The organism is Mitsuaria sp. CC2 (assembly GCF_048957715.1).
Classification (GTDB): Bacteria; Pseudomonadota; Gammaproteobacteria; order Burkholderiales; family Burkholderiaceae_C; genus Roseateles.
The window spans coordinates 289,207-301,501 of record NZ_JARVXN010000013.1 but is presented as its reverse complement, the minus strand read 5'-3'; the positions used below and the strand labels follow the sequence as shown (position 1 = coordinate 301,501).

Sequence of the window (12,295 nt, the reverse complement as noted above, 5' to 3'; positions counted from 1 at the left end):
TGTTCCGGTCGGTCAGGTCGGCTGCGCCTGCACCAGGCGCAGCAGGTCGCGGGACATCTCCGCCAGCTCGGTGGCCGTCTGCGAGGTCTGGCCGGAACTGGCTTCGGTCTCGCGCGATGCCTGCGCCGTGTTGGACAGCGCGACGTTGAGCTGTTCGACGGCGGTGGCCTGCTGCTTGGTGGACAGTTCGATCTCGCGCGCCGCGTCGGTGGTCGTGACGACCTGCGCGGCGATCTTGGCGAAACTCGCGGCGACGTCGTCGAACTGGCGCGCGCCGGCGTCGACCGCCTTGGAGCCGGTCTCGGTCGCCATGACGGTGGTGTTGACCGCGCCGCGCATGTCGTCGATCTGCAGGCGGATCTCCTTGGTCGACGCCGTCATGCGGTCGGCGAGCTTGCGGATCTCGTCCGCGACCACGCTGAAGCGCCGACCCGCGTCGCCCGCGACGGTGGCCTCGATGGTCGCGTTGATCGCCAGGATGTTGGTCTGTTCGGCCAGTTCGCCGACCAGGTCCAGCACGACGCCGATCTGCTGCGACTTGCGACCCAGGTCCAGCATGTGGTCGACCACCAGGTCGATCTGCCGCCGCATCGCGGCGATGCTCTCGCGCGCCGACTGCAGCGTGCCGTCGCCGCCGCGCGCCAGGCCGGCCGTCTGCTCCGCGATCACGACGACCCGCTGCGCGCTGTCGGCGATCTGGCGCGAGGTGGCCAGCAGCTCGGAGATGGTGGTGGAGATCTCCGTCATCGAGGTCGCCGTTTCGCGGGCACCGGCGGCCTGCTGGTTCGCCGCGGCCTGCAGCTCCGCGGACGAGCGCTGCACATGCTTCACCGCCGTGCCGACCTGGCCGCTGAGCGCGCGGCTCAGCGTCAGCGCCGCGACCAGCACCAGCAGCGCGCCGGCCACCGTGCCCCAGACGATGGCCGAGCGCACCGTGCCGGAGGTCGCCTCGACTTCCCGCGCGCGTTCGCGCAGCACGTCGTTCTCTTCCTCCTCCATCTGGCCGACGACCGCGCGCAGCTCATCCATGCGGCGCTTGCCCTCGCCCAGCGCGACCATCTTCAGCGTGGCCTCCAGGCCGTTGGTCCGCCGCGTCTCGATGCGCTCCTTGTGCAGCTGCATCAGCCCGTCGATCATCGTGCTCGCCTGGTTGAGCCGGGTCTGCTGCGCCGGGTTGTCGCGGATCAGGGCCTTGAGCTCCGCGAGCACCCGGGGAATGTTGGCGGCCGCGCTGCGGTAGGGCTCGAGGTAGCCCTCCTCGCCGGTCAGCAGATAACCGCGCTGCGCGGTCTCCGCATCTTTCATCAGGCTCATCACGGTGGTGACGTGGGCGAGCGCCGCATGCGTGCGGGTGACCTGGTAGCTGGTCTGCGTCAGCACGTCCACGCCGCGGTAGGACAGGATCCCGATGAGCAGCAGCAGCGCGAAGGACAGCGCGAAGCCCACCGACAGCTTTCTTCCGAAGGTCCACATGGCACGGGTCTCCCTGTCATCGGCCGGCGGCGCCGGCGCTTGTTGTCGTCGTGTTCGCCGGCGCCGGCGACCTGCCGGTGGCTTCCATCGAGGCGTTCGCGGACACGGCCGCGATCAGGCCGTCGAACTCGATCAGCGGGCGCAGGGCGCCCCCGCAGCGCACGGCCCAGCCGGTGCCGGCGGCGTCGTTCTGCTGCAGCCGGTCGCCGGCGGCGAGCCGCCATTGGCCGTCGAAGCCTTCGAAGCCCAGCGCGAGCGGCGCCGCGCGGGCGATCGCCCACCAGCGCACGTCGGTCGCATGGCCGCGGCCGATGAGCGCCTGCAGGTCGTACAGCGGCAAGACCTGGCCCTGATGACCGGCGAGTCCGAGCAGGCCGGGGGCGGCGGCGGGGTAGGGAGCGGCGGGCATGGCGGGCGTGAGTCCGGCCAGGTCGGCCAAGTTCAGGGCGAACGGGCCCCCGGCAATCCGTATGCCCAGCACGTCCAGCACCGCCTCTTCGTCGGCGTGGCGTCGGGGTTCGCCGAACGAGCGGTCGAAGGCGTCGCGCCATTCGGCGAGCAGCTCGCGGGACGCTTGCGTCATGCGCGGATCTCCTGCATTTCGTCGCGGCACAGGCGCCGCAGGTCCTCGCGGTCGAAGCCGCCGCCGAAGCGGCGCAGGCGGTCGCCCGATTCGTGCTCGAGCAGTTCCAACGCGCGGCGCAGCTCGCGGTGAGCGGCGATCACCTCGCCCCGACGCCGCGCCAGCAGGCCCAGACGCAGATGCGGCAGCGCGAACGAGGCGTCCTTCGCCGCGGCGCGCTGGTGGTGCCATTCGGCGGCGGGCAACTGGCCGCGTTCCTCCATCGCCAGACCGTGCAGGAACAGGCCCTCGGCCTGCAAGGTCGCCGGGGTGCCGGGCGAGATCAGCCGCGCGCAGGCGCGCAGCCCGTCCTCCACCTGACCGGCTTCGATCAGGTGCAGCGCCTCGTCCAGCAGGGCCTGGTCGTCACCGCCCGTGCCCGCGCCGGCGCCCCCGTCCGGCGTCGTGGCGTCCGAGACCGGCTCCGCCGCGGTCACCGCCGCGGGCAGTCCGGCGAGGGGGGCGACAGCCGGCCCGGGCGTCGCCGTGGCCGGCCATTCGAGCGGCCATGAGCGCGTGCTCGCCGGCGTTTCCCGACGGTAGAAGAAACAGCCGTGCGCCTGCCTGAGCACCAGCCCCTCCTGGTCCGCCGCCTCTTTGCCGCGCAGTGTCTCCGCGTGACCGAGGAACAGCACGCCGCCCGGCGCCAAGGCGCCGATCAGGTTGCGGATCGCCTGGCGCAGCGCGGAGGGCTCGAAGTAGATCAGCACGTTGCGGCAGAAGATGATGTCGAAGCTGCCGGGCGCCCAGAACAGCGCGTCGGGTTGACCGAGGTTGCGCTGCGCGAATCGCACACGCTCGCGGATCGTCGGGAGCGGCGTCCACTGGCCTGGATCGACACGGTGGAACCACAGGGACCGCTGTTCCTGCGTCGTCGCGCGCAGACTCCATTCGCCGTAGCGGGCCGCGGTGGCGCGGGCCAGCGCCGTCGGGTTCAGGTCGACCGCGAGCACGTCCCAGTCGACGCCCTGCGCCAGCAGGCCGGCGCGGTGCAAGGTGATCGCGAGGGTGTAGGCCTCCTCGCCGCTGGCGCAGCCGGCGGACAGCGCGCGGAGGCGTCTGCGCGTTCCGCCGGGCCCGGTCGCCGGCGACCCCGGCGCGGCGCGCGTCATCAGGGGGAGCAGGTCGACGCGCAGTGCGTCGAACTGCTCGGCATGCCGGAAGAAGAAGGTCTCGCCGACGGTCAGTTCCGCCGCCAGCGCGTCGAGCCGGGCGCGCGTGGGCGCCAGCTCCATCTGGTCGAGGAAGCGCGCTGGACTGACCGGCCCCGCGACGCGCGTGAGCGCCGCGGTGAGCCGGTCGTCCTGTCGTTCATCGAAATGGAGGCCGAGCCGGGCGGCGAGCAGCGCACGCAGCCGCGGCAGCAACGAGGGGAGGTCGACGGCGGCCGGCGCGGCGCGCGTCATGAGCCGGTCCCTGCGCGTGGCGGCGATGTCGCGGGCCCGGCGGCGTCATGGGCATCGTCGTGGTCGTCGTCGCGGCCGTTGCCGTCGTCATGAAGCGCGGTCAAGGCGCCGTCCGGCAGCAGCCGGGCCTGGTCGAGGACGGCGATCAGGTCGTCGTCGCGCTCGGCCAGCGCGGCGACGGCGGCGTGCTCGCGGTCGCGCAGCAGCGGCGGCAGAGAACGGACGCCTTCGGCGGGCAGGGTCTGCAGGCCCAGCACGTCGGTGACGGCCAGCGCGACGCGTCGTTCGCCCGCGCGCACGATCACGTAGCGGCGCGGCTGGAGGTCGGCCGGGCCGGAGGGGAGGCCGAGCAGCCCGGCCAGGTCGACGACGGCCACCCAGTCGCCGCGGATCCGCGCCAGGCCCAGGACGTGGACGACCGGCGACGCCAGCGGCTTCAACGGCTGCGGGCGCAGGGTTTCCTCGACGGCGTCCAGCGGCAGGCCGCACAGGCGGGACTGCACCCGGCACACCAGCACCCGGAAAACCCGGGCAACACCAGTCGCGCCAGTCGCGCCATTCGATGGCTCGTGCATTCTTCTGGCTCCCTGTTTGTGCCAGTCTATGCCGGCATCCGGCGGGCCCGGTTCGTCGAAGGTCACTTCGGCGACGACGCCCCGCGGATGACCCAGCGTCGCAGAGAAGTCGGCGCTTACGGGTCCGGGTAAACCCGGAGCTGCTTTTTAGGCCGCCATCACTAAAAAAGGGTGGTCAAGGATTGCGTTTCCGGCCCGGAACTGCTCAAAATAGAACGATCGTTCGTTTTATTATTCCGGGCACCGTGTCCACCTCCTCCTTCACCACCGCCAAGCCGACGGGCGCCAAGCCGGTCGCGTCGTCGCGCAGCGGCTCGCGCTCGATGCACAAGGGCGCGCAGACCCGTGCCGCGATCCTCGACGCGGCGCTGGGCCTGGCCTCGCACATGGGGCTGGAGGGGCTGTCGATCGGCGCGCTCGCCGATGTGACGAAGATGAGCAAGTCCGGCGTGTTCGCCCATTTCGGCTCGCGCGAGGAACTGCAGATCGCCGTGGTGCGCGAGTACCACGCCAAGTTCGAGGAAGAAGTCTTCTACACCGCGATCCGCCAGCCGCGCGGCCTGCCGCGTCTGCGCGCGCTGTTCGAGCGCTGGGTGCACCGCACCTCGGTCGAGGTCGACTCGGGCTGCATCTACATCAGCGGCGCCGTCGAATTCGACGACCGGCCGGGCCTCGTGCGCGACGCCCTGGTCGGCATGGTGCGCGACTGGCACGCCGCCATCCGCAAGGCCATCCTGCTGGCGCAGGAGGTCGGCCATCTGGTGCCGGACGCCGATCCGGACCAGGTGCTCTTCGAGATGCACGGCCTGATCCTGTCGCTGCATCACGACGCGCGTTTCCTGCGCAGCGAGGGCGCGCTGGCCCGCGCCCGCACGGGCCTGGAACGCATCCTCGACAGCTTCGCCACGCCGGCCGGCCGCAAGGCCGACGCCGAGACGCGGCAGACCGCCGCCCACGCCGCCAGCGCCGCCGCCGCGGGAACTCCGGTTCCCGGCCGCAAGCGCGCCTGAGCGGGGCGAGACCTTTCCGATCCCGTCCGATCTTTTTTCAGAACCATTCCTCAGGAGAGACCCCATGCCCCAGTACAACCCGCCCCTGCGCGACATGCAGTTCGTGCTGCATGAGCTGCTGCACGCGGTCGACGAGCTGAAACTGCTGCCCGCGCATGCCGAGATCGACGAGGACACCGTCAATGCGGTGCTGGAAGAGGGCGGCAAGTTCGCCAAGGAAGTGCTGACCCCGATCAACCTGTCGGGCGACCAGGAAGGCTGCACGCTGGACAAGGCCACGCACGAGGTCAAGGCGCCCAAGGGCTTCAAGGAAGCCTACGCGCAGTACGTCGAGGGCGGCTGGCCCGCGCTGTCGTGCGATCCGGAATACGGCGGCCAGGGCCTGCCGGTCCTGCTGAACCAGTTCATGTACGAGATGATGAACTCGGCCAACCAGGCCTGGACCATGTACCCGGGCCTGAGCCACGGCGCGTATGAGGCGCTGCACGCGCACGGCACGCCCGAGCAGAAGAGCACCTACCTGCCCAAGCTGACCTCGGGCGTGTGGACCGGCACGATGTGCCTGACCGAACCGCATTGCGGGACCGACCTGGGACTGCTGCGTTCCAAGGCCGAGCCGCAGGCCGACGGCAGCTACAAGATCACCGGACAGAAGATCTTCATCTCCGCCGGCGAGCACGACCTGGCCGAGAACATCATCCACCTGGTGCTGGCGCGCCTGCCGGACGCGCCGCAGGGCTCCAAGGGCATCTCGCTGTTCGTCGTGCCCAAGTTCAAGGTGAACGCCGACGGCTCGCTGGGCGAGCGCAACCCCGTGTATTGCGGCGGCCTGGAACACAAGATGGGCATCCACGGCAATGCCACCGCGCAGATCGTGCTGGACGGCGCCGTCGGCACGCTGGTCGGCCAGCCCAACAAGGGCCTGCAGGCGATGTTCGTGATGATGAACGCCGCCCGCCTGGGCGTCGGCAACCAGTCGCTGGGCCTGACGGAAGTGGCGTACCAGAACGCCGTCGTCTACGCCAAGGACCGCATCCAGATGCGCGCGCTGTCGGGCCCGAAGGCGCCGGACAAGGCCGCCGACCCGATCATCGTCCACCCCGACGTCCGCAAGATGCTGCTGACCGCGCGCGCCTTCGCCGAAGGCGGCCGCGCGCTGTCGGCCTACACCGCGCTGCAGCTGGACAAGGCGCTGAGCAGCGACGACGCCGACGAGCGCAAGGCCTGCGAGGACGAAGTCGCCCTGCTGACGCCGATCATCAAGGCCTTCATCTCGGACAACGCCTGGATCGCCACCTCGCACTGCATGCAGGTCTTCGGCGGCCACGGCTACATCCACGAGTGGGGCATGGAGCAGTTCGTGCGCGACTCGCGCATCAACATGACCTACGAAGGCACGAACACCGTGCAGTCGCTGGACCTGCTGGGCCGCAAGATCCTGGCCAACAACGGCGCGACCCTGAAGAAGTTCGGCAAGAAGATCGCCGAGTTCGTCGAGGAAGAGGGCACCAGCGAAGCGATGCAGGAGTTCATCAACCCGCTGGCCGACATCGGCGACAAGGTCACCAAGCTGACCACCGAGATCGGCATGAAGGCCTTCCAGAACCCCGATGAAGTCGGCGCCGCCGCGGTGGACTACCTGCGCGTCGTCGGTCACCTGTGCTTCGCCTACATGTGGGCGCGCATGGCCAAGCTGGCGCTGGAGAAGAAGGACGGCGGCGATCCGTTCTACACCGCCAAGCTGTCGACCGCGCGCTTCTACTTCGCCAAGCTGCTGCCCGAGACCGCGAGCCTGATCCGCACCGCGCGCGCCGGCCTGAACCCGCTCATGGAAATGGACGAGGCGCTGTTCTGAGGACAGCGTCACGGGCGCCCCCTCGAGCGGGGCGCCCGCGTTCCCCCACCAGCGTTCGCCAATAAGAATCGGAGAGAGACATGATGAAACCGCTGTTCGCCACCGCCGTCGCCCTGGGCCTCGGCATGTCCGCCAACCTCGCGCTGGCGCAGGCTTCGGCCCCGGCTGCCACGGCCACCACGCCGGTCGGCGTCTGGAAGACCATCGACGACGACACCAAGCAGGAGCGCTCGACGGTCCGCATCAGCGAGACCAACGGCGTGCTCTCCGGCAAGATCGAGAAGATCACCGATCCGGGCAAGCAGGACGCCAAGTGCGACGAATGCAGCGACGAGCGCAAGGGCCAGCCCATCATCGGGCTGACGATCCTGCGCGGCGTCAAGAAGAACGTCGGCGACGCCGCGCTCTGGGACGGCGGCGACATCCTCGACCCGGGCAACGGCAAGGTCTATCGCGTCCGCTTGCGTCCGGTCGACGGAGGCAAGAAGCTGGAGGTCCGCGGCTTCGTCGGCATGCCGATGCTGGGCCGCACCCAGACCTGGATCCGCGTCGAATAAGCATTGATGGACGCGCCGTCACGAGCGCGCCGTACAACCCCATTCCTACATCCTCGGGATGTTCATTGGAGAAACCATGAGTCGATTCCAAGTTCGCAAGGTGGCCGTGCTCGGCGCCGGCGTGATGGGCGCGCAGATCGCCGCCCATCTGGTCAACGTGAAGGTGCCGGTCGTCCTGTTCGACCTGCCCGCCAAGGAAGGCCCGAAGAACGGCATCGTCACCAAGGCCGTCGAGGGCCTGAAGAAGCTCAAGCCGGCGCCGCTGGGCGTGCCCGAGAACGCCGCGCTGATCCAGCAGGCCAACTACGAAGAGCACCTCGAGCTGCTCAAGGACTGCGACCTGATCATCGAGGCCATCGCCGAGCGCATGGACTGGAAGCTGGATCTCTACACGAAGATCGCTCCGTTCGTCGCGCCGCACGCGATCGTCGCGTCCAACACCTCCGGCCTGTCGATCACCAAGCTGTCGGAAGTCCTGCCGGAATCGATCAAGCCGCGTTTCTGCGGCATCCACTTCTTCAACCCGCCGCGGTACATGTACCTCGTCGAGCTGATCAACACGCCGACCACCCACCCTGAAGTCATCGATCAGCTGGAAAGCTTCGTGACCTCGGCCGTCGGCAAGGGCGTCGTGCGCGCCAACGACACGCCCAACTTCGTCGCCAACCGCGTCGGCATCGCCGGCATGATGGCCACGATGATCGAGGCCGAGAAGTTCGGCCTGTCCGTCGACGTCGTCGACGACCTGACCGGCAAGAAGCTGGGCCGCGCCTCCTCGGGCACCTTCCGCACCGCGGACGTGGTGGGCCTGGACACGATGGCGCACGTCGTCAAGACGATGCAGGACAACCTGAAGGACGACCCCTTCTACTCGACCTACGCCACGCCCAAGGTGCTGGCGGGCCTGATCGAGAAGGGCGCGCTGGGCCAGAAGGCCGGCGCCGGTTTCTACAAGAAGGTCGGCAAGGACATCCAGCGCCTGGACTTCGCCACCGGTGAGTACGTCACCGGCGGTGGCAAAGCCGAGGAGATCGTCGCGCGCATGCTGAAGAAGCAGCCCGCCGACCGCCTCAAGCTGCTGCGCGAATCCAGCAACCCGCAGGCGCAGTTCCTGTGGTCCATCCTGCGCGACTCGTTCCAGTACGTCGCCGTGCACCTGGACACCGTGGCCGACACCGCGCGCGAGATCGACTTCGCCATGCGCTGGGGCTTCGGCTCGCAGCAGGGCCCCTTCGAGCTGTGGCAGGCCGCCGGCTGGAAGCAGGTCGCGGAGTGGGTCAAGGCCGACATCGACGCCGGCAAGACGCTGTCGAGCGCGCCGCTGCCCGCGTGGGTCTTCGAAGGCCCGGTCGCCGAGAACGGCGGCGTGCACTCGAAGGACGGCTCGTGGAGCGCCGCCGAAGGCAAGTTCAAGCCGCGTGCCAAGCTGCCGGTCTATGAGCGCCAGGCCTTCCCCGAGTCGCTGGTCGGCGAAGGCGCCGTCGAGCCGCTCAAGGCCGGCACCGAAGAGTTCAAGAACGAGGAAGTCCGCGTCTGGTCGCTGGACGGCGAAGTGCTGATCGCCTCGATCAACGCCAAGCTGCACCTGATCAGCCCGACCGTGACCGAAGGCCTGCTCAAGGCCGTCGAGATCGCCGAGGCCAAGTACAAGGGCCTGGTCATCTGGTCGCCGGACGACGTGTTCTCCGCCGGTGCCAACCTCGAAGCGCTGATGCCGGTCTTCATGACCAAGGGCGCCAAGGGCATTGCGCCGGAAGAGAAGAAGCTGCAGGACATGATGCTGCGTGTGCGTTACGCCAGCGTCCCGGTCATCGCCGCGATGCGCGGCCTGGCGCTGGGCGGCGGCTGCGAACTGGCGGTGCATTGCGCCCGCCGCGTCGCGCACATGGAGTCGTATGTCGGCCTGGTGGAAGTGGGCGTCGGCCTGATCCCGGGCGGCGGCGGCCTGACCTACATCGCGCGCCGCGCGGCGGAGATGGCCTCGGCCGGCAACGCCAACGCGGACATCTTCGCCTTCCTGAAGGACGGCTTCACCAACGCCGCGATGGCCAAGGTGGCGACCTCCGCGCTGGAAGCGCAGAAGCTGGGCTACCTGCTCGACAGCGACATCATCGTCCCCAACAAGGACGAGCTGCTGTTCGTCGCCACGGCCCAGGCCAAGGCGATGGCGGACTCCGGCTACCGCGCCCCGCTCAAGGCCAAGTTCCCGGTCGCGGGCCGTTCCGGCATCGCCACCGTGAAGGCCCAGCTGGCCAACATGCGTGACGGCGGCTTCATCAGCGCGCACGACTTCCACCTGGCCTCGCTGATCGCCGACGTCGTCTGCGGCGGCGAAGTCGAAGCCGGCTCGCTCGTAACCGAGGAATACCTGATGTCGCTGGAGCGCAAGCACTTCTGCTCGCTGCTGGAGCATCCGAAGACCCAGGAACGCATCATGGGCATGCTGCAGACCGGCAAGCCGGTGCGCAACTGATCCGAGCGGCACACAAGGAACACATCATGAGCAAGCAAGTTCAAGACGCCTACATCTGCGCCGCCACCCGTCTGCCCATCGGCAAGTCGGGCCGGGGCTACTTCAAGAATACCCGTCCGGACGAGATGCTGTCGCGCGTCATCCAGGCCGCCATGGCCCAGGTGCCGGGCCTGGACCCGTCGGTGATCGAGGACGCCATCATCGGCTGCTCCTTCCCCGAAGGTGAGCAGGGCATGAACATCGCGCGTGTCGCGGCGGTCCTGTCGGGCCTGCCGAACACGGTCGGCGGCGTCACGGTGAACCGCTACTGCGCCTCGGGCATCACCGCCCTGGCGATGGCCGCGGACCGCATCCGCGTGGGCGAATCCGAAGTCATGATCGCCGGCGGCGTCGAATCGATGTCCATGGTCCCGATGGGCGGCAACAAGCCCTCGTTCCCGCCCGCGATCTTCGAGCGCGACGAGAACATCGGCCTGGCCTACGGCATGGGTCTGACGGCTGAGAAGGTCGCGGACAAGTGGAAGGTCTCGCGCCAGGCGCAGGACGAGTTCTCGCTGGAATCGCACCGCCGCGCGCTGGCCGCGATCGAGGGCGGCTTCTTCAAGGACGAGATCACCCCGTTCGAACTGAAGGACCGCCAGCCGGACCTGAACGGCGACGGCGTCATCGTCAAGAGCCGCATCGTCGACACCGACGAGGGCCCGCGCAAGGACACCTCGATGGAAGGTCTGGCCAAGCTCAAGCCGGTGTTCGCCGCCAAGGGCAGCGTCACGGCCGGCAACAGCTCGCAGACCTCAGACGGCGCGGGCGCGCTGATCGTGGCCTCCGAAGCCGCGGTCAAGCGTTTCGGCCTGACCCCGCTGGCGCGCTTCGTGTCCTTCGCCGTGCGCGGCGTGCCGCCCGAGATCATGGGCATCGGCCCGATCGAAGCGATCCCGGCGGCATTGAAGCTGGCTGGCATCAAGGCCGAGGACTTGGGCTGGATCGAACTGAACGAAGCGTTTGCCGCGCAATCGCTGGCTGTGCTGAACGATCTGGACAGCAAAGGCATCGTGCTGGACCGCTCCAAGGTGAACCCCAACGGCGGCGCGATCGCCCTGGGTCACCCGCTGGGCGCGACGGGCGCGATCCGTGCGGCTTCCGTGATCCACGGTCTGCGTCGCACTGGCGGCAAGTACGGCATGGTGACGATGTGCGTCGGCGCTGGCCAGGGCGCCGCGGGCATCATCGAGCGTCTCTGAGAGGCGCATCCCTTCGCAGTCCGCTCGTCCTTGGGCAGCGGCTGCGAGTGGGGCCGGAATGCTGCTGGGGGTTCCCGGAGGGATGCCCCCTGCTGCGTGGAGAGCCCGCGCTTGGCCAGGCGCAGGTAGGCGCCCTGAGCAGGACGCGAAGAGCATCGGGAGATCGCGATGATCAGTTTCCGAGCGGAGGATGGTTTCGAGCTTCGAGGCCATCTCTACGGCGACGCGGCGACCGCGAAGGCGGGCTTGCTGATCGCTCCTGCGATGGGTGTCGAACAGCGTTACTACGCCGCCTTCGCGCGCTGGATGGCGCAGCAGGGTTGGCTCGTCATGAGCTTCGACTATCGCGGCATGGGCGCCTCGCGTCCGGACGCGATGAAGCGGTCTCTCAAAGGGCTCGACGCCGACATCCACACCTGGGCCGAGCGCGACGCCGCTGCGGCGCTGTCGCATCTCGACCGACTGCTCGGCGACCGCCGCGAGATCCACTGGCTCGGCCACAGCCTCGGCGGGCAGATCCTCGGCATGCTTCCCAACCGCACGCGCGTGTCGCGCGCGGTGACGGTCGGCTGCGGCAGCGGCTACTGGCGCGAGAACGCCATCGGCCTGCGTCGCTACGTCTGGTGGCTCTGGTACGTCGTGGTCCCGCTGGCGCTGCCGGCTTTCGGCTACTTCCCGGGCCGCAAGCTGCGCAAGGTCGGCGACCTGCCGCGCGGCGTGATGGCGCAGTGGCGCCGCTGGTGCCTGGACCGCGAGTACATGATGGGCGAGGGCGGCGACGCCTTGCGCGCGCGGTACGCGTCGCTGTCGATGCCCATGCTCTCGCTGGCATTCACCGACGACGAGTTCATGTCCCGTCGCAACACGGAATCCTTGCACGGCTTCTACGCCGGCGCCCATCCCGAGATGCGCCGCATCGCTCCCAAGGACATCGGCGAGCGTCGCATCGGCCATTTCGGGTTCTTCCGCGATCGTTTCGAGCGCAGCCTCTGGCCGCAGGTCAGCGCGTGGCTGGCATGATCGCGACATTCATTCGAACAGACGGCCGTTGAGAAACGGTCGTCCCCCCATCGGCCGTCGCGA

At 69.0% G+C, this 12,295-nt stretch carries 10 protein-coding genes; 6 read left to right on the top strand and 4 right to left on the bottom strand.

Features of this window, described 5'->3' with window-relative positions; all coding sequences use genetic code 11:
• Positions 1 to 12: 12 nt before the first annotated feature.
• Genes PV762_RS09065 through PV762_RS09050 form a run of 4 tightly spaced genes read right to left on the bottom strand, consistent with a single transcriptional unit; the run spans position 13 to position 4,076 of the window.
• Entirely contained in the window at positions 13 to 1,473 is a 1,461-nt protein-coding gene (locus tag PV762_RS09065) for a CHASE3 domain-containing protein (RefSeq protein WP_421034695.1), read from the bottom strand.
• 16 nt (positions 1,474 to 1,489) lie between these two features.
• The gene (locus tag PV762_RS09060; RefSeq protein ID WP_421034694.1) at positions 1,490 to 2,056 is read right to left on the bottom strand and encodes a chemotaxis protein CheW; all 567 of its coding nucleotides are present in this window, start codon (positions 2,054 to 2,056) and stop codon (positions 1,490 to 1,492) included.
• Positions 2,053 to 3,501, bottom strand: a complete 1,449-nt coding sequence (locus PV762_RS09055; protein WP_421034693.1) for a CheR family methyltransferase — start codon at positions 3,499 to 3,501, stop codon at positions 2,053 to 2,055. The genes PV762_RS09060 and PV762_RS09055 overlap by 4 nt, the downstream gene beginning before the upstream one ends.
• Positions 3,498 to 4,076, bottom strand: a complete 579-nt coding sequence (locus tag PV762_RS09050; RefSeq protein ID WP_421034692.1) for a chemotaxis protein CheW — start codon at positions 4,074 to 4,076, stop codon at positions 3,498 to 3,500. Before PV762_RS09050 ends, PV762_RS09055 begins: the two co-directional genes overlap by 4 nt.
• Before the next feature lie 323 nt (positions 4,077 to 4,399).
• On the opposite strand from PV762_RS09050, the gene PV762_RS09045 reads away from it, so the two are divergent.
• From PV762_RS09045 to PV762_RS09020, 6 genes are all read left to right on the top strand, one after another.
• On the top strand, positions 4,400 to 5,086 hold the full coding sequence (locus tag PV762_RS09045; protein ID WP_421034835.1) for a TetR/AcrR family transcriptional regulator: 687 nt from the start codon (positions 4,400 to 4,402) through the stop codon (positions 5,084 to 5,086).
• Between the two features lie 64 nt (positions 5,087 to 5,150).
• The gene (locus tag PV762_RS09040; protein ID WP_421034691.1) at positions 5,151 to 6,941 is read left to right on the top strand and encodes an acyl-CoA dehydrogenase C-terminal domain-containing protein; all 1,791 of its coding nucleotides are present in this window, start codon (positions 5,151 to 5,153) and stop codon (positions 6,939 to 6,941) included.
• Between the two features lie 80 nt (positions 6,942 to 7,021).
• Entirely contained in the window at positions 7,022 to 7,498 is a 477-nt protein-coding gene (locus PV762_RS09035) for a DUF2147 domain-containing protein (RefSeq protein ID WP_421034690.1), read from the top strand.
• Between the two features lie 76 nt (positions 7,499 to 7,574).
• The gene (locus tag PV762_RS09030) at positions 7,575 to 9,971 is read left to right on the top strand and encodes a 3-hydroxyacyl-CoA dehydrogenase/enoyl-CoA hydratase family protein (RefSeq protein ID WP_421034689.1); all 2,397 of its coding nucleotides are present in this window, start codon (positions 7,575 to 7,577) and stop codon (positions 9,969 to 9,971) included.
• Positions 9,972 to 9,997: 26 nt separating this feature from the next.
• Complete coding sequence (locus tag PV762_RS09025) at positions 9,998 to 11,212, top strand: acetyl-CoA C-acyltransferase (RefSeq protein WP_088406167.1); 1,215 nt, start codon at positions 9,998 to 10,000, stop codon at positions 11,210 to 11,212.
• A gap of 168 nt (positions 11,213 to 11,380) precedes the next feature.
• Positions 11,381 to 12,232, top strand: a complete 852-nt coding sequence (locus PV762_RS09020; RefSeq protein ID WP_421034688.1) for an alpha/beta fold hydrolase — start codon at positions 11,381 to 11,383, stop codon at positions 12,230 to 12,232.
• The last annotated feature ends 63 nt before the right edge of the window (positions 12,233 to 12,295 follow it).

Bases quoted from the DNA above. Each gene is read 5' to 3' on its own strand.
- PV762_RS09065 (WP_421034695.1), bottom strand. From the start codon at position 1,473: ATGTGGACCTTCGGAAGAAAGCTGTCGGTGGGCTTCGCGCTGTCCTTC.
- PV762_RS09060 (WP_421034694.1), bottom strand. From the start codon at position 2,056: ATGACGCAAGCGTCCCGCGAGCTGCTCGCCGAATGGCGCGACGCCTTC.
- PV762_RS09055 (WP_421034693.1), bottom strand. From the start codon at position 3,501: ATGACGCGCGCCGCGCCGGCCGCCGTCGACCTCCCCTCGTTGCTGCCG.
- PV762_RS09050 (WP_421034692.1), bottom strand. From the start codon at position 4,076: ATGCACGAGCCATCGAATGGCGCGACTGGCGCGACTGGTGTTGCCCGG.
- PV762_RS09045 (WP_421034835.1), top strand. From the start codon at position 4,400: ATGCACAAGGGCGCGCAGACCCGTGCCGCGATCCTCGACGCGGCGCTG.
- PV762_RS09040 (WP_421034691.1), top strand. From the start codon at position 5,151: ATGCCCCAGTACAACCCGCCCCTGCGCGACATGCAGTTCGTGCTGCAT.
- PV762_RS09035 (WP_421034690.1), top strand. From the start codon at position 7,022: ATGATGAAACCGCTGTTCGCCACCGCCGTCGCCCTGGGCCTCGGCATG.
- PV762_RS09030 (WP_421034689.1), top strand. From the start codon at position 7,575: ATGAGTCGATTCCAAGTTCGCAAGGTGGCCGTGCTCGGCGCCGGCGTG.
- PV762_RS09025 (WP_088406167.1), top strand. From the start codon at position 9,998: ATGAGCAAGCAAGTTCAAGACGCCTACATCTGCGCCGCCACCCGTCTG.
- PV762_RS09020 (WP_421034688.1), top strand. From the start codon at position 11,381: ATGATCAGTTTCCGAGCGGAGGATGGTTTCGAGCTTCGAGGCCATCTC.